Source organism: Clostridium sp. SGI.024, assembly GCF_050315195.1.
GTDB lineage: Bacteria > Bacillota > Clostridia > Clostridiales > Clostridiaceae > Clostridium.
In genome coordinates, this window is sequence record NZ_JBNPON010000022.1 from 13,262 (window position 1) to 38,248 (window position 24,987).

The 24,987-nt window shown below is 29.7% G+C and carries 15 protein-coding genes; 13 read left to right on the forward strand and 2 right to left on the reverse strand.

The window, feature by feature from the left end; translation table 11 throughout:
- Positions 1-114: 114 nt before the first annotated feature.
- Positions 115-1,305, reverse strand: a complete 1,191-nt coding sequence (locus tag ACQRD5_RS08175; RefSeq protein WP_291629781.1) for a YSIRK-targeted surface antigen transcriptional regulator — start codon at positions 1,303-1,305, stop codon at positions 115-117.
- Between the two features lie 281 nt (positions 1,306-1,586).
- On the opposite strand from ACQRD5_RS08175, the gene ACQRD5_RS08180 reads away from it, so the two are divergent.
- The 9 genes from ACQRD5_RS08180 (at position 1,587) to ACQRD5_RS08220 (ending at position 15,574) form a co-directional block, all read left to right on the forward strand.
- Positions 1,587-1,847, forward strand: coding sequence for a GIY-YIG nuclease family protein (locus ACQRD5_RS08180; RefSeq protein ID WP_294189250.1), 261 nt, complete (start codon positions 1,587-1,589; stop codon positions 1,845-1,847).
- Between the two features lie 856 nt (positions 1,848-2,703).
- Complete coding sequence (gene glmS, locus ACQRD5_RS08185) at positions 2,704-4,530, forward strand: glutamine--fructose-6-phosphate transaminase (isomerizing) (protein ID WP_294170617.1); 1,827 nt, start codon at positions 2,704-2,706, stop codon at positions 4,528-4,530.
- 24 nt (positions 4,531-4,554) lie between these two features.
- Positions 4,555-4,719 carry a hypothetical protein gene (locus ACQRD5_RS08190; protein WP_294170615.1) on the forward strand — a complete coding sequence of 55 codons (165 nt, stop codon included), beginning with the start codon at positions 4,555-4,557 and terminating at the stop codon, positions 4,717-4,719.
- Between the two features lie 280 nt (positions 4,720-4,999).
- Positions 5,000-5,374: a hypothetical protein gene (locus ACQRD5_RS08195; RefSeq protein ID WP_320901103.1), complete on the forward strand. Its 375-nt coding sequence runs from the start codon at positions 5,000-5,002 to the stop codon at positions 5,372-5,374.
- 400 nt (positions 5,375-5,774) lie between these two features.
- Positions 5,775-13,148 carry an immunoglobulin-like domain-containing protein gene (locus ACQRD5_RS08200; RefSeq protein WP_427746680.1) on the forward strand — a complete coding sequence of 2,458 codons (7,374 nt, stop codon included), beginning with the start codon at positions 5,775-5,777 and terminating at the stop codon, positions 13,146-13,148.
- Between the two features lie 202 nt (positions 13,149-13,350).
- Positions 13,351-13,773: a MarR family transcriptional regulator gene (locus tag ACQRD5_RS08205; protein WP_320899941.1), complete on the forward strand. Its 423-nt coding sequence runs from the start codon at positions 13,351-13,353 to the stop codon at positions 13,771-13,773.
- A gap of 60 nt (positions 13,774-13,833) precedes the next feature.
- The gene (locus ACQRD5_RS08210; protein WP_291631929.1) at positions 13,834-14,433 is read left to right on the forward strand and encodes a nitroreductase family protein; all 600 of its coding nucleotides are present in this window, start codon (positions 13,834-13,836) and stop codon (positions 14,431-14,433) included.
- A 10-nt stretch (positions 14,434-14,443) separates the two neighbouring features.
- Positions 14,444-15,151, forward strand: a complete 708-nt coding sequence (locus tag ACQRD5_RS08215; protein WP_291631927.1) for a pirin family protein — start codon at positions 14,444-14,446, stop codon at positions 15,149-15,151.
- A gap of 231 nt (positions 15,152-15,382) precedes the next feature.
- Positions 15,383-15,574 (forward strand): Abia family HEPN domain-containing protein, encoded by a 192-nt coding sequence (locus tag ACQRD5_RS08220; protein ID WP_291631925.1) that lies wholly within the window; start codon positions 15,383-15,385, stop codon positions 15,572-15,574.
- A gap of 235 nt (positions 15,575-15,809) precedes the next feature.
- On the opposite strand, the gene ACQRD5_RS08225 is transcribed toward ACQRD5_RS08220, so the two are convergent.
- Complete coding sequence (locus tag ACQRD5_RS08225) at positions 15,810-17,936, reverse strand: CAP domain-containing protein (protein WP_336624131.1); 2,127 nt, start codon at positions 17,934-17,936, stop codon at positions 15,810-15,812.
- 376 nt (positions 17,937-18,312) lie between these two features.
- Between ACQRD5_RS08225 and ACQRD5_RS08230 the strand changes: the two genes are divergently transcribed.
- From ACQRD5_RS08230 to ACQRD5_RS08245, 4 genes are all read left to right on the forward strand, one after another.
- Positions 18,313-18,501, forward strand: a complete 189-nt coding sequence (locus tag ACQRD5_RS08230) for a hypothetical protein (protein ID WP_294168845.1) — start codon at positions 18,313-18,315, stop codon at positions 18,499-18,501.
- Between the two features lie 167 nt (positions 18,502-18,668).
- Entirely contained in the window at positions 18,669-22,199 is a 3,531-nt protein-coding gene (gene nifJ, locus ACQRD5_RS08235) for a pyruvate:ferredoxin (flavodoxin) oxidoreductase (RefSeq protein WP_294168844.1), read from the forward strand.
- A 192-nt stretch (positions 22,200-22,391) separates the two neighbouring features.
- Entirely contained in the window at positions 22,392-23,003 is a 612-nt protein-coding gene (locus tag ACQRD5_RS08240) for a copper homeostasis protein CutC (protein ID WP_294168843.1), read from the forward strand.
- Between the two features lie 161 nt (positions 23,004-23,164).
- Positions 23,165-24,958 carry an LTA synthase family protein gene (locus ACQRD5_RS08245; protein ID WP_294168842.1) on the forward strand — a complete coding sequence of 598 codons (1,794 nt, stop codon included), beginning with the start codon at positions 23,165-23,167 and terminating at the stop codon, positions 24,956-24,958.
- Positions 24,959-24,987 lie beyond the last annotated feature (29 nt).

The window sequence follows — 24,987 nt, forward strand, 5'->3', positions numbered from 1 at the left end:
AAACAAAACTAACTGATTTGTTGTTTGCAACGAATATTAGTATTGTTTTTTATTAATTGAAAAACTATTTATTAATAAATGTATATTAAGTCATATGAGAATTACATGTAGTGTTTATAAAATAGATTTATTAATTAATTGATATTGTTTTGGTGTGATACCAGTTGAATTTTTAAATGTTTTAGAAAAGTGAGAAGCATCAAAAAAACCTAATTTTAAAGCTATTTCATTTATAGAAATATTAGACTTTAACAATTCTTTAGATTCCGCAATCTTTTTTTTAGTAATGAATTCTTGAAGAGTCATATTAGTTTCTTTTTTAAATTTATTGCGTAAACATGTTTCACTTATATAGAAATGTTTAGCAATTTCTTTTGTTTTTAATGAACTATAAGTATTAAGTGAAATATATTGTATTACATTAGTAATAAAAGGTGAATAGTTCTTTTTGTTATTTCCAATTAAACGAGTGAAATATATTATTGCAGCTTCTCTAATTTTTAATACTTCAGAAAGAGTTTTTGCAAGTTCCATATCTGTTATAAATAAATCTCTACTCCTATAGGATTCGATAATATCCACACCAAGATTTATTGCTATATTTGAAAGCTTTTCAAAAAAAGTAATACTGTAATTTTTACAACTTCTAAACTCATCTCCTGTTAGATAAGGAGTAGGAGAGTTACTTAATTGAAGAATTAATTCCTTTAATTTAGATTCATCTCCATTTTTAACGCATTGAAGAATTTCTTTCTCGTAGTAAAATAGATAAATGTTTTTATCAAATAAATTAGATGTAAGGACATGTAGTTTTGATTTCTCTAATTTAAGATAAAATTTATCTAAGTAATCCTCCACTTCTTTTGATAATGGATCTGTAAAATTACCAGTTATACAATAATTTAGATGAATAATTATGTCATGAATATCTCCTAAAGAAAATAACTTTAAATTAACTAAATATTTATATATTTCGGTTCTTTCCTCTAATCCAGCATTTATATGGGAGAATTTTTTTGACAATAAGTTTTTATCAATATTGTTATATCTAAATGGACCAATTAAAATATATATATCTTTATATGGATAAAAAATATATAATTCATTAAAGAATCCATTTATTATTTTTATTTCATTTAAATTTTTTTGGAATTTTGATGAATTAAAATTATAACTAAAATTATAGTCTAATAATTGAGCTTTATCTGATTTATATACATAGATAGATTTAAAATTTTTATCAAATACCTGAATAGGTAAACTAGATATAATATGAAATGATTTTAAAAATTTTAAATTTTGCATAAAAAAACTCCTCTCAAAAAAATCTTTTGTTCATAAATATTTTACAAAATTTATATAAAATTTAAAATAGTTTTACAAAAAAAATAAACTTTTTTATTCATTTTTATATATATAAGTACATCTAATGAAGTTGCTTAAAATAATAATTAATTGCTTAAAGGGAGAGTATTATTTTGAAAAGAGACATAATCATTATTTATAGGGAGTATATCATTATTTAATATAGACTTTTATTGAGGTATAATTTATTTAGTTATAATAAAATTTAGACAGGTGATGAAATGAATTATGTTTATATATTAAAATGTAGGGATAATACTTTATATACAGGTTGGACAACATCTTTAGAAAAGAGACTTAAAGCTCATAATAGTGGTAGGGGAGCTAAATATACAAGAGCTAGGCTTCCAGTAGAAATAGTGTATTTTGAAGAGTTTGAAGACAAAAAAGAAGCCATGAAGAGAGAATATGCAATAAAAAAATTATCAAGAGAAGAAAAATTAAAATTGATAGATAAATTTATTGGAGTAGTTAATATTTAATTTGTACATTAAATATTAACTACTTTTTAACTTTAAGGAGGGGAATGGTTATCATAAAAAATATAAGAGAAAATAATATAAAGAATGTTTTATTCAATTTAAAGCTAATATTGATTTTTATTATTGAACTATAATTATTCATTATGAATTACCAATTAGATATTGCAAGCATGTCTAGACATCTACATGTATAGTTGTTAACAAGAGTAAACAGGAGGAAATAAGAGTAATATAGAATTATATTTAAAATTTGGTATAAAATAATTAAATTTAAATAAAAATCGTTGATTTTAAGAAAAAGTATGCTAAAATTAGTGTATATATTAAGGCTAATTGCATAATATATACTGTAAATTAAATAACATAATACCTAAGAAAGGAGGATAGAAAAGTAGAATAAAGCGCCAGAACTTAAGTGAGCCTCCAAATTTTACATTTGGATAGGCGAACTTACTCCTTCGAATGAATATGAGAAGGAGTTTCCTATAATATCCAAGACTTTTATTGGTTTTTGGAGAAGTTACTAACTTTAGGAAAGTAATAATAAGTTTTTAATTATATAAAGCTTATTTTTAAAGGAAACTCGACTCGCATTCGCTCGCTGAGTAAGTTCCACCAACCAAATCGAAGATTTGGGGTGTCACTTAAGTTGACGAGGTTGGGGAGTATCGATACTTCGGCGGGTGCCCCACGGTATTCACACTACCGTTAACAGCTAACAAAACTGTAAAGTGATTTACAGCACAATATTAGCTAGGTGTTAAAACCTTCAAGATGCTATGGAATATTAGAAGTATAAAGATAGCTCTTTAATTTTTAATCAAAAAATAATAGACAATGGAAGGAAGAATAAAATATGTGTGGAATAGTTGGATTCGTAGGAAAGAAGGAAGCATCTCCAATATTAGTTGAGGGATTATCTAAATTAGAATATAGAGGATATGACTCAGCTGGAGTAGCTGTACTAAAAGATGGAGAAATAAAGGTTAGAAAATATAAAGGACGTTTAAAGAATTTAGAAGATAACTTAAATAAAAGTCCTTTAAGTGGAGAAATAGGAATAGGACACACTAGATGGGCTACTCATGGAGAGCCATCAGATATAAATTCTCATCCTCATACAAACGAAAATGCAACAATTAGCGTTGTTCATAATGGGATTATAGAAAACTATATAAAACTTAAAGAATGGTTAGGAAACAAGGGATATGAATTTTATTCAGAAACAGATACAGAAGTAATTCCTAATTTAGTGGATTACTACTATGAAGGTGATTTATTTGAAGCTGTAACTAAAGCAACAGCTAAAATGGAAGGAAGCTATGCTATTGGAGTTATCTGCAAAAATGAACCAGATAAAATAGTAGCAGTTAGAAAAGATAGTCCATTAATAGTTGGGCTTGGAGAAGATGAATACTTTATAGCTTCTGATATACCAGCAGTTCTTAACCATACAAGAGAAGTTTATTTATTAGAAGATAAAGAATTTGTAATAATAACTAAGGATGGAGTAGAAATTAAAACAGAGGATGGAGATAAGATAGATAAAGAGATTTATCATGTTACTTGGGATGTAGATGCAGCTGAAAAAGGTGGTTATGAAGACTTTATGTTAAAAGAAGTTCATGAACAGCCAAAAGCTATAAAAGATACATTAACATCTAGAGTTTTGAAAAATACACCAGTTAAATTAGATGATATAAATATGTCAAAGGAAGAATTAGAATCCTTCGACAGAGTATTTATAGTTGCCTGTGGAACAGCTTATCATGCAGGTTTAGTTGGAAAAACTATAATAGAAAAATTAGCTAAGATACCAGTTGAAGTTGATATAGCTTCAGAATTTAGATATAGAGAGCCACTTATAACAGAAAAATCATTAGTAATAGTTGTTAGCCAATCTGGAGAAACAGCAGATACTTTAGCAGTTTTAAGAGATGCTAAAAAAGTAGGAGCAAAAGTACTTGCTATTACAAATGTTGTTGGAAGCTCAGTTTCAAGAGAAGCTCATCATGTTATTTACACTTGGGCAGGTCCAGAAATTGCAGTTGCATCTACAAAGGCATATGAAACACAATTAATAGCATTCTATGTTTTAGGATTATACTTTGGAGAACTTAAAGGAACTTTAGATAATAAATTATCAGAAGAAATAAAAGAAGAATTACTAGGATTACCTGAAAAGGTAGAATTAATATTAAACAAAAAAGATGAGCTACAAAAATATGCTTCAAAACACTATATGAATAAAGATTTATTCTTTTTAGGAAGAGGAGTTGACTATGCTGTAGCATTAGAAGGCTCATTAAAGCTAAAGGAAATATCATATATTCACTCAGAAGCATATGCTGGTGGAGAGTTAAAGCATGGTCCAATTGCTTTAATAGAAAAGGATACTCCAATAATAGCATTATTAACAGAAGATAGATTAAAAGATAAGATGATAAGTAATATTAGAGAAGTAGTTACAAGAGGGGCAAAGGTATTAGGAATTGCAATTGAAGGGGATGAAGATGCCAAAGAAGTTTGTGATGATATAGTTTATATACCAAGAACAAACCCACTATTAACTCCAGTATTATCAGTAGTACCACTTCAATTAATAGCTTATTATATGGCTAAGCAAAAGGCCTGTGACGTAGATAAGCCTCGTAACTTAGCAAAATCTGTCACTGTTGAATAGAGTGTAATTAAAGGAGAGATTATTATGAGAGAAGAATTAATAAAGACATTATTAAATGAATATAAGGAAACAAAAAAAGCATTAGAACTTGGAATTGATTGGTTAAATGAAAAGGACTATGCTAAAGGAAAGTTAGACTTAGTTAATGTAATAATAGCTGATTTAGAAAAACTATCAAAAGAAGTTTAATATATAAATGCACACTCTTACAATATAAGGGTGTGTATTTTCATATATATAATTGTAAAAAAAAAATAGTTTTATAGGAGTAGTAAATATTTGCAGTAGTAATTAGAATATAATAATAAAATAATATTAGAATGCATACTCTAATTATAAATAATAAAAATATAACGATTTTTTAAATCTCTTGTTTAATTATCTATAAATTTTGAAAAAATTCAAAATATTTGGTAAAATTAAATGTATAATAAATTATAAGGGAGATATAAAAAGATGAGGTGATCTTATGTGTTTAACAAGTTGTTTAATGGGGCAAGAAAATATAGTGGTTTTAAAAGCAACTAAGGATTCTGTAAATGATATTATAGAAAAGGGGATATATGCCTTAACTAATTTACCTAATAATTATAATCAATTCGAGAAATTTGTTTTAGTAGATGATACAGATGAGAATAAAGCTAAAGTTTTAGCAATGGGAAATCTAAGTGAACCCTTTGCCATTAATGAAAATAATAAGTCTTTCAATTCTTATAATAACTATAACTGGAAATGGGGATATCAACTATCTAATATAGTAGATTTAAGAGAAAATACACTAACTCTTAAAGATGTATTTATGGAAGAAAACTTAGATAAAATTAGCTATACTGTTCAGTTCTAGATTTAAATAAATATATTTTTAATAGTTTAGTAAACGTTTAGATATTATGATTTAAGTTAGAAGTTTAAAAATTTATATTCCAAGTATCAGATTGAGGTACTTAATATTGTAAAGAAACTAAATAATAATGAAATAAAGTGTATAAGAGTGATAATATCAGTTTTATACACTTTATTTATTTTTTTCTGATAAATAAATAGGTAAAATATCTTGGTGAAAATAGTATAATATAAAGACTATATATGGAATATTATTATTGCAAAATAGTAAATATTTTGTTATCATTAAGTGCAAAGTTTGTAAAAAAAAGAAAAAAATTAAACTTTTATAGTAGATGGTTTTATCTAGCATTAAAATACTAATAAAAAATAACTTATTTATGTTTGGTGGGAGGGAATATATGCATAATAGAATTAAAGCTTTAATAGTGGCAGCAATGGTCTTTACAAATACTGTTTCTCCAACATTAGAAGTTTTAGCTAATGAAATTGAGATAGAAAAAGCTAGTGAAAATATTGCTAATACTGTAAGCATAGAAGAGGAAACTGAAGAAAACCTAGCTTTAGATATTGATGAAAGTGAAAATGCTGATAAAGAAGAAAATACTGATGAAAAAAGTGAAGAAAGTTTACTTCTAGATGAAGCAAATCTTTCAGATAAAACAAATCTTTCAGAACAAAATGATAATTCAGCAACTAAGAAAGTAAATAAATTAGAAGTTACATCTAACCAAGGTTCCTTTGAGTGGGGATATGGTGATTCTAATGAAATTTCTATACTTGTAGAATTTGATAATATGAATAAGAAAAAAGTAGTAGAAATAGAATTAGAAGAAGGTATGGCATTTGATAAATATCCAGTAGTAGGAAGTACTTCAAATGAAATAGAGTATGAAGGCACAAATGAAGATAAAGCCATAATATCAAAGGTTTTAGAAAGACCTGATAAAGACTTAATTACTAATCAATATAGTGGTAAGTTATCATATGAAATTAATAGTACAGCAACAGTAGCAAATATTGTAGTTAGAGCGTCTGTAGATAGGTATAAATACTATGGGCCAAAAGAAATAGCTAATGCTATTAAAGTTACAGTAAAAGAAGATGGCATAGAACAAGCATCAGAATCTATTAATGTAAAAGCTATAAATAGTACTTCACTAGGTGAAAAAAATGATTCTTTAAATACAAGTACAATAGGAAGATCCATTCAAGTACAGAGAGGAGATAATGGTAATACATATAATTATTATAGAAATACAACCTCTAAAGTAGAAACTGATGGTAATGGAATAAGGAGTTTTACATATATAAAAAATGCTACATTAACTATGTATTATCCTGAACATACGACTTTTGTAGGTGTTAACAATTTACCAAGTGGTGCCATTGTTGATAAAAAGCCAGCTGAAAATAAAGTTATAATATCTATTCCAGGTCCAACCATAGAAAATAGCAATGTTAGTTTAACTTATAAGGTAGATAGTAATGCTCCATATGGAACTATACAGTCACAAAATAATAATACTATGGAAGTTGAATATTATGATGGACATAAAGAAACTTTAATAGCAGATAAAGTAGATAGTGTACAAGTAGTTGATCCAAGTACATTAGGTTCTATTATAGAAATGACTGTACTAGATGGATATTATCATGATTATAATGGAAATAGTTTATCTATAGGTGGATATATATATTTAGATAAGGCCACTTTGATAGAATATACTAATCAAGTATTTGAGTACAATTTTTCAAATTGGAATACTAGAAAAGTTTTAATACCAGAGGGTATTACTGATGTAGTAGATATAAAATATACACTATTTGGAGACCCAACAGTATATAATTTAAACCCTAATGATCTTGCTGATTTTGGAGGAGCTAAAAGATTAATAGATGGAGATAAATTACCAATTGCTAAAGATCAATACTTTGAAAATGTAACTTTTGAAGTTAACAGTATACAGAAAGATTTTCAGCATCTTGATAAAGGAAGACATAATAAATATGCTATAAGCTTTGGAGAGTTAAAAAGTGGTGAGTCTCAAGGAAGTACAACAGTAAAAGTATATTCTAAAGATAATCCAAATATAACTAGAGAGATAACTAGAGAAATAACTAAAGTGGCTAAGCCAGAAAGCATAGCTATAACAGTAGGGGGGACTTCTGTTACGCAAAAATCAGGATCTTCAACTACACTTAAATCATATAAAGCTAAAACTATTTTTGATGCTAATAGAGGATTTACTAGACAAAACGATTTATCGAATTACTTAGAAAATCCTGAAATAATTATAAGAATGCCACAAGGCTTTAATCTATCAAAAACAAGCATAAAATTAAAGCAAAACAATGTGGAGATAACACCTATTATTACTGAACATACAAGTTCAGTAGATGGAGCAACAATATATACCCTTGAAACTAATGATGTTAAGATAGGTGGATTTGATCCAATAACATTAGCCATTAATCCAAGTCTTAATATTGAATTTGATTTTGATGTAGAGTCTTATGTTGGTGGGAATTTTAATATAAATGATATGATTTTTATAGGGAAAAAAGATGCCAATATAGATAGATATTATACAAGTGCAGATATAGTAGTTACAACAGATAAGTTTGGCTTAATTCCAGGAGAAAACAGATCTCTTGGAAGGTGTGAGTCTAAACCATTTGATATAATAAAAACAAGTGATCTTATCGTAACAACACATGTTAGAGATAATGGAAGCGATGTTGATAAAAAACCATATGATAAAAATGATGAAAATACAGCTATACAGATAACAAAAGATAGACTTATAGACTTTATAGTTAAGATTGAGAATAATACTATAAAAGCAACGAAAGAAGTTGCAGTTTATATACCAATTCCTAAAAAAGGCGTTTATATGGGCCCTCAAGTTCAAGAAGAAGAATTTACTTGGGACATGGAACTACATGGAATTCCTGATATTACTGTTAAAGATAGTAATGGAGCTATAATACAATTAGCAGATATATTTGAAATTACATATGGGTCAAGCCAAAATACAAATGATCCATATACTAGTACTCCTTCTCCAGATAAAGATGTTATAAAAATTATAGCTAAAAATGATATAAATCCAGGAGTTATTGGAGAAATAAAGTTTACTTTTAAAGCATCAGATAATTTACCACAAGCATATGTAGGATCTCTTAATGTATTTAATGCATTTTACACTAGAAGATATGATAGTGGATCTGTAGTAATGCTACAAGGAAATTCTGTAGGTATGAAATTAGCTATAGGACAAATTAAAGGTATAGCATTTTTAGATAATGATAGAAATGGATTATATGATATTGTAACTGATACGCTTTTAAAAGATGTAGAAATTAAATTATGGGATAAGGATAAAGGAATAGAGGTAGCAACTACTAAAACAAATTCAAATGGTGAGTATAAATTTGAAGGGCTACCAGCTGGAAACTATGAAATTAGAGTGAAAAATGACGGTAATCCTATAAATGCAAATGCAACTGATGCTAAAAGATTTACAAAGCAAACAATAGTTTCAGGAGATTCATATAAATATGACTCAGATATTTTAAGTACAAATGATATAGATGGTAGTATAACTGTTAGCATACCAAATAATTCAATGACACCAGATATAAATGATTATATAAATGTTGGATTTATTGAACCAATTAATGTTAACATAATAACTGATGGAAATGGAACAGTATCAGGAGGGCATTCCTTAGCTTATAAAGCTTGGGCAGCTACTACAATACAAGAGCCAGGAACTATAACACCAAATACTGGGTATAGATTTGTTAAGTATACAAATGCTGATACTGATGCAATATTTAACTTCCCATTTGAAGTAAATTCAGATATTACTATAAAAGCACATTTTGAAAAAATAATATATACAATAAATCTTGATTCAAATGGTGGAAATGATGGTACTAAAACATCAATAGAAGTAGCTTTTGATGAGTTAATAAAAACTGGATTAAATTCATTAACAGGAGACGAGCTACCAACAAGAGATGGATATAAACTAGTTGGATGGGCTACAAATCAAGATGGAAGTGGTTTAATTACAGACACTGATAGAATGGGAACATCACCAATAACACTTTATGCAGTGTGGGAAAAAATAGAATATCCAATAACTCTTAATGCAAATGGTGGAATTGACGGTAATACAACATCAATAGAAGTAGCTTTTGAAGATAAGATAAAAGATGCATTAGATTTATTAAAAGGAGATGCGCTACCAACAAGAGAAGGGCATAAACTTGTTGGATGGGCTACAAACCAAGATGGAAGTGGCTTAATTACAGACGCTAATAAAATGGGAGCATCACCAATGACACTTTATGCAGTATGGGAAAAAGTAGAATATACAATAACTCTTGATGCAAATGGTGGAATTGACGGTAATACAACATCAATAGAAGTAGCTTTTGATAATAAGATAAAAGATGCATTAGATTTATTAAAAGGAGATGCGCTACCAACAAAAGAAGGGCATAAACTAGTTGGATGGGCTACAAACCAAGATGGAAGTGGCTTAATTACAGACGCTAATAAAATGGGAGCATCACCAATGACACTTTATGCAGTATGGGAAAAAATGGAATATACAATAACTCTTGATGCAAATGGTGGAAATGCTGGTAATACAACATCAATAAAAGTACCTTTTGAAGATAATATAAAAGATGCATTAGATAAATTACAAGATGCTGACAAACCAACAAGAGAGGGTTATACATTTGTAGGATGGTCTAGAAATCCTCAAGGAACTGCTAACGATATAATTACAGCCAATGAAACAATGGGATCATCACCAATGACACTTTATGCAGTGTGGGAAAAAGTAGAATATACAATAACTCTTAATGCAAATGGTGGAAACGCTGGTAATACAACATCAATAAAAGTACCTTTTGAAGATAATATAAAAGATGCATTAGATAAATTACAAGATGCTGACAAACCAACAAGAGATGGTTATACATTTGTAGGATGGTCTAGAAATCCTCAAGGAACTGCTAACGATATAATTACAGCCAATGAAACAATGGGATCATCACCAATAGAACTTTATGCAGTGTGGGAAAAAGTAGAATATACAATAACTCTTAATGCAAATGGTGGAAATGCTGGTAATACAACATCAATAAAAGTACCTTTTGATGAGTCAATAAAAGATTCATTAAACTTATTAACAGGAGATGAGCTACCAACAAGAGATGGATATAAACTAGTTGGATGGGCTACAAATCAAGATGGAAGTGGTTTAATTACAGACACTGATAGAATGGGAGCAGCATCAATAACACTTTATGCAGTGTGGGATAAGGCACCAGAAATAACAGGAGCTGATGATAAAGCTATCAAAGTAAATGACATCTTTAATGAATTAGATGGAGTAGATGCAATTGATCCTGAACAGGGAAGCTTAAAGGGAAGTATAAACGTAATTGAAAATACAGTAGATGTAAAAAATCCTGGAAAATATAAAGTGGTATATGAAGTAACAGATAGAGCTGGAAATGTAACTACGGCAGAAAGAATAATAACAGTATATGGAGAGCCAATAATAACAGGAGCAGATGATAAGATAATACAATTAGGAAGTGCCTTTGAGGAGTTAGCTGGAGTAGAGGCAAAAGATACTGAAGGTAATAACTTAAAAATAACAGTAACTGGAACTATAGATGAAAATAAGTTAGGACCACAAAAAATCACATATACAGTAGAAGATGCAGCTGGAAATATAAAAACAGTAGAAAGAACAATAACAGTATATGGAGAACCAATAATAACAGGAATAGATGATAAGGCAATACAATTAGGAAGCAACTTTGAGGAGTTAGCAGGAGTAGTTGCACAAGATACTGAAGGTAATAACTTAAAAGTAACGGTAACTGGAACTATTGATGAAAATGTGTTAGGACCACAAAAAATCACATATACAGTAGAAGATGCAGCTGGAAATATAAAAACAGTAGAAAGAACAATAACAGTATATGGAGAACCAACAATAACAGGAACAGATGACAAGCCGATAAAATTAGGAAGTACCTTTGAAGAGTTAGCTGGAGTAGAGGCAAAAGATACTCAAGGTAATGACTTAAAAATAACAGTAACTGGAACTGTGGATGAAAATGTGTTAGGACCACAAAAAATCACATATACAGTAGAAGATGAAGCTGGAAATATAAAAACAGTAGAAAGAACAATAACAGTATATGGAGAGCCAATAATAACAGGAGCAGATAATGCTCTGTTAAAAGTAGGAACTACCTTTGATCCATTAGCTGGAGTAAGTGCAAAAGATACTGAAGGTAATAACTTAAAAATAACAGTAACTGGAACTATAGATGAAAATAAGTTAGGACCACAAAAAATCACATATACAGTAGAAGATGTAGTTGGAAATATAAAAACAGTAGAAAGAACAATAACAGTATATGGAATAGCAATAGTAGCAGGAACAGAAGATAAGGCAATACAATTAGGAAGTACCTTTGATGAGTTAGCTGGAGTAAGTGCACAAGATACTCAAGGTAATAACTTAAAAATAACAGTAACTGGAAAAGTGGATGAAAATGTGTTAGGACCACAAAAAATCACATATACAGTAGAGGATGCAGCTGGAAATATAAAAACAGTAGAAAGAACAATAACAGTATATGGAGAACCAACAATAACAGGAACAGATGATAAGCCGATAAAATTAGGAAGTACCTTTGATCCATTAGCTGGAGTAGTTGCAAAAGATACTGAAGGTAATAACTTAAAAGTAACAGTAACTGGAACTATAGATGAAAATGTGTTAGGACCACAAAAAATCACATATACAGTAGAAGATGCAGCTGGAAATATAAAAACAGTAGAAAGAGAAGTAATTGTATATGGAACTCCAGTAATAACAGGAGCTGATGATAAAATAATCAAAGTAAATGATACATTTAATGAGTTAGATGGAGTGACTGCTAAAGATACTGAAGGTAATGACTTAAATGTAACTGTAATTAAAAATACAGTAGATGTAAAAAATCCTGGAAGATATGAAGTAGTATATGAAGCAAAAGATGTAGCAGGTAATACAATTACAGTAGAAAGGGAAGTAATTGTATATGGAACTCCAGAGATAACAGGAGCTACTGATATAACACTTACTGTAGGAAGTAAATTTGATCCATTAGCAGGAGTAGTTGCAAAAGATACTGAAGGTAAAGAATTAACTATAACAGTAACTGGAGATGTAGATGTAGATACACCAGGAAATTATGAAGTAATATATACTGTAACAGATGCAGCTGGAAATGTAACTACAATAAAGAGAGTAGTAACAATAGATGGAGCACCAGAAATAATAGGTACTACAGATGTAGCAATTAAAGTAGGGGATAAATTTGAAGCTTTAGATGGAGTATTTGCAAAAGATTTTGAAGAAGGAGATTTAACAGGTAATATAGTAGTAAATATAGATAAACTAGATGTAACTAAGCCTGGAAAATATACAGTAACATATACAGTAACAGATGAAGTAGGAAATGTAACTACTGTAGATAGAATAGTAATAATAAAAGAGACAACAAATTCATCAGGATCAGATAATTCTGTTGGTACAGAAGAACAAGAAAAAACAGAAGAAAATGGAGCAATAAAACCTAATGCTCCTAATACTGGTGATAAAGGTATGTTCCCATATCTATTATTAGCTATTTCATCTATGTTAGGATTAGCGAAAACTAAAAAAGGTAAGAAAGAATAATATATATTTTAGAATTTAAATTCTAGAGATATATTAATAAAAATTAGCAGCAAACTAAATTGAATGTATTTTTACTTTCAATTTGGTTTGTTATTTTTTATATATAATAAAATTTATTGATAATTACTTTCAATAAATATCTTGACTTCAAGATTTTTTAAGGATATAATTATCTTGAAATCAAGATAATGTAGGTGAATATATGAGTGACATAAATTTAAAGTTAGTTATTGCAATGGCTAGAACTTATGATAGTTTATTTTCTGAAATAGAAAAGAATTTTAAAGAGTTTGGATTAAATATTAGTGAATTTGGAGTTTTAGAAATGCTCTATCACAAAGGTGATCAACCTGTGCAAAAGGTAGCAGAAAAAGTCCTTGTTACTAGTGGAACTATTACTTATGTAATTAATAAGCTAGAAAAAAAGGATTTAGTAATTCGTAGAAAATGTAATATAGATAAAAGAGTTTATTATGTTTCATTAACGGAAAAGGGAAAAGAATTTATAGCCCATATATTTCCTAAACATAAAGACTTCTTAAATGATTTATTTAAAGACTTAAGTGAAGAAAGTAAAAGAGAACTACTAGAAAATTTAATTAAATTTAGAAAGATTCTTAAGTAATTTTCTTAGTTAGAATTATATAAATTTTAAGAGAGGGTAATAAAAAGGAGAGGATTATTAATGAATAAAAATTTTTATGAAGCAATGAAGGAAAGAAGAAGTATATATGCAATAGGTAATGAATCACCTATATCAGATGAAAGGATTAAAGAAATAGTGGAGGATGTAGTAAAATATGTGCCATCTTCTTTTAATTCTCAATCATCAAGAGTTGTAGTTTTATTAGGTGAATCTCATAATAAGCTATGGAATATAACTATGGAAGCTTTAAGAAAGATAGTACCAGCAAGTGATTTTGCATCAACTGAAGGAAAGATAAATTCCTTTAAGGCTGGTTATGGAACAGCTTTATTCTATGAAGATTTTGAAATAGTTGAAGGATTACAAAAGCAATTTGCCTTATATAAGGATAACTTCCCAGTATGGGCATCACAAACTTCAGGAATGATGCAATTTGCACTATGGACTGCACTTTCAATTGAAGGACTTGGAGCAAGCCTTCAACACTATACTGAATTAATAGAAGAAGAAGCTAAAAAGGAATTTAATATACCAAATAATTGGAAGATGATAGCTCAAATGCCTTTCGGTAATATCTTAGCACCAGCAGGTGAAAAAGAATTTTCTCCAATAGAAAATAGAGTTAAGGTTTTAAAGTAAGGAGAATATTATGTTAAGAAAGTTAGACCATAGAAATATGGGGAAAAGTGATTTAGGATGGCTAAGAAGCACATTTCATTTTTCCTTTGCAGATTATTTTAATATAGATAATATGAATTTTGGAGTATTAAGAGTTATAAATGATGACTTAATAGCAGCAGGAACAGGTTTTGATTATCATCAACATAAGGATATGGAAATAGTATCATATGTTATTAATGGTGAGTTAACTCATGGAGATACAATGGGACATAAAAACACTATATATAGAGGGCAAGTCCAATATATGAGTGCTGGAACAGGAGTATACCATAGTGAGCATAACTTAGGTGATAAAACTGCAAGATTACTTCAAATATGGATAGTTCCAGATAAAAAGAACTATAAACCAGCTTATGGTGATTATAGATTTAAAGAAGAAGATAGAAAAAATAAATGGCTTAATATAGTTTCAAGCAAGTATGGTAATGCACCTATTAAAATTAATCAAGATGCAAACTTCTATGTAGTAGAATTAGATGAAGGAAAAGAAATAGACTTTAAAGTTGAATTTAATAGACAGGCTTATTTAATTCAAATAGAAGGCGATTCAATTATTAATAATTTTGAACTTAATGAAAGAGATGCTCTTGAAATAATTGAAGAAAATATTAATATTAAGGCTAATAAAAAATCACATATACTTGTTATTGAAATGAAAAAACAATTAAAATGGTAAATTTATAATTATAAAAGTTCGTCCTTATAGGATGATCTTTTTATTATAAAAAGAGTACACCTTTTTCCATATCTTCGCATAAGTTCTTAAATTGCCGATATATCCTTATTTTTCAAGGTTTATCGGCTTTTCTTGTTTCTTGTACCCCTTGTCGTCCGTGTCTATTCCTTGCCTTGCCCCTTATATTCTCTCATAAATCACAACAAAACCCACATCTGACTCAGAAATTAGTTGTTTATCATCTTCGGAAAGACCTTTAAGAAACAAATAATAATTAAGCAGGCGCATGATTTGAGAAAGGCAAATCCAATGTCACATTCATCTGCAGGACTTATTGATAAGTCTACTACTTCTCAAGATTTGAAGTACTCTATTGAAGACTCAGCTTCACTTATTGATAAGTATAGAGAATTACATAAATAAAGCTCACCTACCAATTCAATACTTGAGCATAAGAAAACGACCACACAGGAGCATTTTTACTCTTGTATGGTCGTTATTTATTTTGTCACCGCTTGAAGACGTCACTCAAAAACTGTTTTTCTCAATCCCTAAGTGAACGCCCAAAACTCCGCTCTTTGTATCCCTGAGTTTAGGTCCTATTCTATTTAGCCTTATTTTAACGCTGCTTTTATCTTTTGGTTTAACCTACTTCAGTTTAGCTGAAGCTTTTACGTCTTTTTGCTACAAGCAGTATGCCTAAAGTACTTGCAGTAGAAATCGCTAAGATTATCCAAAGAATTGCATTATTAGCATCACCTGTGTTTACTCTGTTTGAGCTTTCCGGATTTGTGGTATTTTGCGCTACATTAGAATTTGTGCCACCGCCTGCGTTCTCTTTCTTATCTATATTTGAGCCACCACCTGCGTTCTCTTCCTTATCTATATTTGAGCCACCGCCTGCGTTCTCTTCCTTATCTATATTTGAGCCACCACCTGCGTTCTCTTCCTTATCTATATTTGAGCCACCACCTGCGTTCTCTTCCTTATCTATATTTGAGCCACCGCCTGCGTTCTCTTCCTTATCTATATTTGAGCCACCGCCTGCGTTCTCTTCTTTATCTATATTTGAGCCACCGCCTACGTTCTCTTTTTGTTCGAGTACATTAAATAAAGTCGAGCCTTCTCCGTCTGTGAACTTGAATGTGATGTCATGCTTTCCAAGGCTAAGAGTAGCTACATAATCTTTGTTAAGTGTTACGATCGTACTTCCGCTAACTGCTTTGTAATTATTTTTATCTACTAATTGTCCGTCTATTAGTAGATCTGTGAACTTATGGAATTCTCCGCTGCATCTTACTTTGTATCCTGCGTCATCTCCCTTATATACTTCACCTTCTTTTCCTTCTAGTATGTCATATATGATAGGTTCCTTTTTGTATCCAGCTATATCTAGAGCCTTTATGTTGCTTAATTCGCCGCTTGCAGAAACTTCACTAGAAGGCTTGTTTATTCCTGTGCTGCTTAGTGTTACGTAGTAAAGCTTTTTTGAACTATTCCCTTGTAAGCTGTCCAAATGCAGTGAATTATCTCCTTCACTAAGTAGTGCCTCTTCTCCATTTAATATCTCATCAATAGTAGGCTCACTATCTCCTTCATTTACTATTAAGTATTTTAACACTCCAGCACCATCAGATGTAAGATTAATACTTGCGTTAGTCTCATCGGATCTAGTAGCACTATTTACAGTTATATTTGAGTAAGGAATTGTACCTATCTCAAAGAAGTGTACATCGTATGTAGTAGGAGCCTTTATATCCTCGTTACTGTTTTTATAAATTCCCTCTATAGTAACCTTTACTTTATCTCCCGGCTTATATTGTTTAGCAGGTCTAAAAACTATCATTTCGTTTTTATAAAAAAGCCTCCTTAAATTTCCAACCATTTGCCCAGGTAATATTTCTTCTATCTCTCCGTTACATTCTAATGTAACTTTTAATTCTGCTTCTTTAACCTTAATTTTATTAGGACGCACTACAAAGCTCCATGGGTTTTGAGAGCTATTTGTGTTAAAGATGTCTACAGGTTGTTTTCTAGCAGGCCACATAACTCCTGAATGATTTAAGTTAAAATTACCCATGGAGTATTGGAATACGTTTGGATTCTGTCCATTTCTTGAAGCTCCAAATCCTACTGTATTGTTAGCTGTAGTCAAAATTAGTTTTCTATGTCCAAGTCCTGTTCCGTCGTTTCCAGGATCAGGCATAAAGCTATTTACGATTTTTCCAGCAACACCTCCTCCTTGTACAATATTTGACATAGATGATCCTTTATAGGCTATATTAAACACAGGCTCAGCAATGCCTGCCTCTAAAGTCTTATCCTTTGGTAAATAGTGGGTAGTTACCTTTAAATAATCGCTAAGAGCAGCTCCCGCTTGGGCGCACATCATTTTCTCCTCATCGATTTTCATTTCTACTGCTCCTGCTACGTATCTAATACAGTTTATGGCGTTTAGAGCATTGTTAATTGTTTTGTCGCTAAGCTTACCTATAAGCTGTTCTCTTTTATTCTTGTCTGTTTTTATGTCAATAGCTCCGGCTTTTATTTGGTCGTTTATAGCCTTGTTAGCAATATCAGGCTCTATGTCGTACTCGTCTTTCATATTTGTATCAAATGGGTGAGTAGCAAAATATTCATTAATTTGTTCAAAGGTTCTTTCGTCCGGATATACATGAACAAATGTGGAGTCCGCACCTTGTACCTTATTAATAGGCATAAAAGATAATACTAAAGATAGTGCTATGCCGCTTATTATTACTTTTCTAATTTTTCTTTTTCTCATATATCACATATTCCCCCTCGTGTAATGTAGTTAAGATAGCATTAACTAAATTTTCTGTTATTTAGATTTTTGTTAGGAGATATCTATAAACTCATTATTTTGGAGACTATTAAATCTATATTATAATATCTGTAGAGATAGAGTGGTTTTAACCACCACCTCGTATTATAAAGTAATAGTGTTTATAGTCCCTAATAATTTGCATAAAATAAATCTTTTTACAATTTTACCCTTTATCTATTCCAACGTCAATATCCACATCGTTTTTGTTTACAAAAAAATTTTTAAAATATGCAATTTAGAGGGATATATAAGTATATTATTTTATATAAAGAAATTTTAAACTATTAATATATTAAATTAAGGGGAATTAATGATGAATGAAAATAACGGGGAACAAAGTTTAAAAGGAAGTAAGTTATATTTACAAAATTGTATAAATAATAATCCAGATAAATTATCAGAGCTTATAATTTCTGCATCACCATCACTAACAGTTTTTAGGGGAGCTATAAAAGTAGCTCCTATTTTTATATATAAATTGTTAATAATTATTCTAAAATAATTATTAACTTTTAAATATAAGAAGATTTTGGTATAGTAAATTTGAACTATGGCATGTAGTTAATGAAAATATTAATTGCATAATAGAACATGTCTATGCAAATACTTAAAATATTAAAGAGTTTTATATAAATTAGCATATTAAATTTAAAAGGAGATTAATAGAAAATGAGAAAAATGAAAACAATGGATGGGAATACCGCAGCAGCTTATGTCTCATATGCTCTTACTGAAGTAAGTTCAATATTTCCTATAACACCTTCTTCACCTATGGCTGAACATGTAGACGAATGGGTAGCTAATGGAAGAAAAAATATTTTTGGAAAGCCAGTAAAGGTAGTTGAAATGCAATCTGAAGCAGGTGCTGCAGGAGCCTTACACGGATCTCTTCAAGCAGGTGCATTAAGTACAACTTTTACAGCTTCACAAGGTTTATTACTTATGGTTCCTAATATGTATAAGATGGTTGGTGAAAGACTTCCAGCAGTTATTCATGTAGCTGCAAGAGCAATAGCAACCTCATCATTAAGTATATTTGGAGACCATCAAGATGTTATGGCAGCAAGACAAACAGGTTTTGCAATGTTATCTGAAGGCTCAGTTCAAGAAGTTATGGACTTAGCTCCAGTAGCACATTTAACTGCAATAAAAGCTAGAATGCCTTTTGTAAATTTCTTTGATGGATTTAGAATATCTCATGAAATACAAAAAATTGAGGTTTTAGAATATGATGAATTAGCTAATCTTGTTGATTATGAAGCATTAAATAACTTTAGAAAAAATGCATTGAATCCTGATCATCCAGTTACAAGAGGAACATCACAAAATCCAGATACATATTTCCAATTAACTGAATCTCTAAATAAGTATTATGAAGATATTCCAGATATAGTGGAAGAATATATGTCAAAAATAACTGAACTTACTGGAAGAGAATATCATTGCTTTGATTATTATGGAGATCCAGAAGCAGATAGAATATTAGTAGCTATGGGTTCAGTAATAGAAGTTGCAGAAGAAACTATAGATTACTTAAGAGCTAAGGGAGAAAAAGTTGGACTTGTAAAGGTAAGACTTTATAGACCATTCTCTATAGAAAAATTATTAAAGGTTATTCCAAAGACAGTTAAGAAAATCGCTGTATTAGATAGAACTAAAGAACCTGGTTCTATTGGAGAGCCTTTATATTTAGATATAGTTAGAGCAGTTAATGAAATGGAAAATCCACCTAAGGTTTATGGTGGTAGATTTGGATTAGGTTCAAAGGACCCATATCCAGCTCATATAGAAGCTGTTTTTGATAATCTAAATTTAGATAAACCAAAGAATAGATTTACTATAGGTATTGATGATGATGTAACTTATTTATCATTAACACCCAAGGAAGATTTAGATGCAACTCCAGAAGGTATAACAGCTTGTAAATTCTGGGGCTTAGGTTCAGATGGTACAGTTGGAGCAAATAAGAGTGCTATAAAAATAATTGGTGACCATACAAATATGTATGCTCAAGGATATTTTGCATATGACTCAAAGAAATCAGGTGGAATTACAGTTTCCCACTTAAGATTTGGTAAGTCTCCAATAAAATCTCATTATGAAATAGATAAAGCAGATTTTATAGCATGTCATAATCAATCTTATGTATATAATTATGATGTTTTAAAGGGACTTAAAAAGAATGGAGTATTTGTATTAAATACTATTTGGAGTGAAGAAGAATTAGATAAGAAACTTCCAGCTAAGATTAAGAGATACATAGCAGAAAATAATATACAGTTCTATACTATTAATGCTATAAAGATAGCACAAGAAATAGGTCTTGGTGGAAGAATTAATATGATAATGCAATCAGCTTTCTTTAAGTTAGCTAATATTATTCCTATTGAAGATGCTGTTAAATATTTAAAAGATGCAGTAGTAACTTCCTATGGTAAAAAGGGTGAAAAAGTAATTAATATGAACTTTGAAGCTATAGATAGAGGCTTAGAGTCATTAGTTAAAATAAACCCAAAAGAAAATTGGAAAAATGCTGAAGATGATATGCTAGAAGAAAAAATAAATGTTCCAAAGTTTGTTGAAGAAGTATGTATTCCAATAAATAAATTAGAAGGTAGCAGTATTCCAGTATCAACATTTATAGATGCAGGAGCTGAAGATGGAACCTTTATGTCTGGTACAACTGCCTTTGAAAAAAGAGGAATTGCAGTTAATGTACCTGAATGGATTCCAGATAAGTGTATTCAATGTAACCAATGTTCATTTGTTTGTCCTCATGCAGTTATAAGACCATTCTTATCAACTAATAAGGAGTTAAAAAATGCTCCAGATAGCTATAAGAGCATTAAAGCAAATGGAATTAAAGGAGATAAAGAATTTAACTATACTATAGGAATTACTCCTTTAGATTGTACTGGATGTGGAAACTGTGCAGAAATTTGTCCAGCACCAGGAAAAGCTTTAGTAATGAAGCCTATGGATACACAAAGTGAGCAAATAGAAGCTTGGAACTATGCAATTGAAGAATTAACTCCAAAAGAAAATCCTATGAGTAAGACTACAGTTAAGGGAAGTCAATTTGAACAACCTTTATTAGAATTCTCAGGAGCTTGTGCAGGATGTGGAGAAACTGCTTATGCTAAGCTTGTAACTCAATTATTTGGAGATAGAATGATGATTGCAAATGCCACAGGTTGTTCATCAATTTGGGCTGCATCAGGAGCTTCAACTGCTTATAGACCTAATCATGAAGGAAATGGTCCAGCTTGGGCTAATTCATTATTTGAAGATAATGCTGAATATGGATTAGGTATGTTCTTAGGAGTTAAGACAATTAGAGATAGAATTGCAGATAATGTAAGAATAGCTTTAGAAGAAGGAAATATGTCTACAGAAGCTAATGCTATATTAAAAGATTGGTTAGATAATGTAGATAATGGAGAAGGAACAAGACAAAGAGCAGAAAACTTAAGAAGAGTTTTAGAAGAAGATAATTCAGAAATTGCTAAAGAAATCTTAAAAGATAAAGAGTTCTTTGTTAAGAGATCCCAATGGATATTTGGTGGAGACGGCTGGGCTTATGATATAGGCTTTGGCGGTTTAGATCATGTATTAGCTTCAGGAGAAGATATTAATGTTTTAGTATTTGATACTGAAATTTACTCAAATACAGGAGGTCAATCTTCTAAAGCTACACCAGAAGCAGCAGTTGCTAAGTTTGCTGCAACAGGAAAGAGAACTAAGAAGAAAGACTTAGGCTTAATGGCTATGACCTATGGCTATGTTTATGTAGCACAAGTATGTATGGGAGCTAATTTAAATCAAACTCTTAAAGCAATTGCAGAGGCAGAAGCCTATAAGGGACCTTCATTAATAATAGCTTATGCTACTTGTATATCTCATGGAATTAAGATGGGTATGGCTAATACTCCATATGAAGAAAAGAGAGCAGTTGATTCAGGATACTGGCATTTATACAGATATAATCCTGATTTAAAGATTACTGGCAAGAATCCATTTAATTTAGATTCAAAGGCACCAACTGCAAGTCTTAGAGAGTTCTTAATGGGAGAAGTTAGATATTCATCATTAGCAAAAGCTTTCCCAGAAATAGCAGATGAATTGTTTGAAAAGACAGAAGAAGATGCTAAAGAAAGATATGAAAGATATAAGAGTTTATCTGAAAAGACAATATTATAGTTAAAAAAAGTTAAGAAAATATTAAATCAAAGGCTCAATCTTGTGATTTATTTGTTTGTATTGTACAGTTAGAATAATAAATGTACAAAAAGAAATATTTCATTTAGATTGAGTTTTTCTTTGAAATTTTTATATTTGTATAAAAATCAACTATAAATTTTTGTGGATAGTTGGTTAAATTAGGAGGATTTTATGAAGATATATGAAGCATGTGTAGGAAGTTATAATGAAGCAGTTAGAGCAGAAAAATTAGGAGCTAATAGGATAGAATTTTGTGATAATCTTTCAGAAGCTGGTACAACACCTAGCTTTGGAAATATAAAAAAGGCAATTAACAGTCTTAAGATTCCAGTAATGGTTATTATAAGACCAAGGGGAGGAAACTTTGAATACTCTGAAGAAGAAGTAGAAATTATGATAGAAGATATTAAAATATGTAAAGAATTAGGTGCTTATGGAGTAGTAATTGGAGCCTTAAAAGGAGATAAAATAGATTTAAATACAACTAAAAGATTAGTAGAAGAGGCCAAGCCTATGAATATTACTTTCCATATGGCCTTTGATGAAATAGAAGATAAAAAGGAAGCTATTGATGAATTAGTAGAACTTAGAGTAGATAGAATATTAACTAAGGGTGCAGCAGGAGGAAATGCTCTAATTGGAAGAGAATCAATTAAAGATTTAATAAAGTATGCTGATGATAGAATTATAATTATGCCAGGTAAGGGCGTAAATAAAGAAAATAGAGATTATATTATGGAGTACACTGGAGCTAAAGAAATTCATGGTACTAGAGTAGTATAGGGTTTTATTATAAGTACTGTAATATACTTAATAGTAAAATAATAGAAGAATCATTCAATGAAGAAGATAACTTAATTGTAAAAAAATATAATTAAGGTTATAATAAGGAAGTAAATGTAAGGAATTAGATGTATAATTAAGGATCTAATGGGGGGAAGACCTTGAATAGTTATAAATGGATAACAAAAATAATAAGTATCTTATATATAAAAGGGTTTTTATTTGCATTATTTATTTCCTTTGATAACGGGATTTTTAATATTAATGGAGTAGGTATAAATATATTTGTAATATTAGCTCATTTAGCTATATTAGGAGTATTTATATTTCCATGTTTAATGTTTAAAGGAAAAAATTTGATTAAATATCTAATTATTATAGATGTTGTATATACCCTTTTAATAATTTTAGATTTATGGGTATATAGGGGAACTGGACATTTATTAGAGTTGAAGTTCTTATTCTTTAAGGAAGGATTTAATACTTTAAATAAAGGCATAATTAATCCTAGAATTATAGATATAATCTTTGTAATTGACATTGTTTTATTATTAATTAATTATAAAAAACTTAGCGGTAAAATTAATCATGTAAGAAGAGTAGGAATTTCATTAGTATTAATAACTTTATGTATTACTATAATAGGAGTTTATCACTATATATTTGATATAAAGGATTTATCTAATGGAAAGGTCAGATTTATACAAGAAGAATGGCAAGGATCATGGAACCCCTATACTAAAATTGTATATAGATCTCCTATAGGGAACCATATTTATGAAGACTATAAAACTATTAAAAAGCTAGGAAGAAAAACTAGGAATAGTGATATTAAGGAAATAAATGAATGGTTAGCTTGGAACAAAGAAGAGTTAAAAGATAATGAATATAAAGCACTAGCTAAAGGAAAGAATATTATATTTCTTCAAATTGAAGCTTTAGAAAACTTTGTTATTAATGAAAAAGTATTTGGACAAGAAATTACCCCTAACTTAAATAAGTTAATTAAAGATAATTTATATTTTAAAAATATACATGAGCAAAATAATGCAGGTAATAGTATAGATATGGATATGATGGCAGCTTCAGGAGTATTACCTTTAGGGGATGTAATTACTTATTTAGAATATCCAGAAGTAAAATACTATTCATTGCCACGGATATTAAATAAAGAAGGATATAATACTATTTTAACTCATGCAGAAAAAGCTGGAGATTGGAACTTTGCAGAGGCTGGGAAGTCAGCAGCAGGCTATAAGACCATATGGGATATAAGAGAATATAATATAGATGAAAGAGTTGGTTTTGGATTATCAGATAGAAGCTTTTATACACAATTTGTAGAAAAAATCGCAAAAGAAGAAGAGCCATTTTTAGCTGTATTACCTACATTAACTAGTCATGGACCCTTTGATATTGATGAAAAATACAGAGAATTAGACTTGCCTAAGGAGCTAGATAAGAATAGGTTAGGTGGATATTTTCAAAGTATTCATTATGCAGATAAGCAAATAGGATTATTTTTTGAATTATTAAAGGAAAAAGATTTATTAGATAATACTATTGTAGTTATTTATGGAGATCATGGTGGAGTTCATAAATATTATATGGAAGATGTAGAAGCAAGTAATATTGAAGGAAACTGGTGGCAAGAAAAGGACAGTAAAATTCCTTTGATTATTTGTGGAAGTCATATACCTAGTAAGACCATAGAAACTTATGGTGGACAAATAGATATTATGCCAACTGTTGCATATCTATTAGGCGTAGATACAAAAGGATATCAAATGGGTAGAAATTTATTAAATACTAAAAGGGATGCAACTGTTATTAAGGATGGAATAATAGTAGGAAATCCAAAGGAAGATGAAGAAGAAATGCTTAAAAAAGCTTATGATATAGCAGATAAAATAATAAAAAATGATTATTACAATGCTACAAATAAAATGGACTAGCTATTATTAAGAAAATTAGGAGGGTTTTA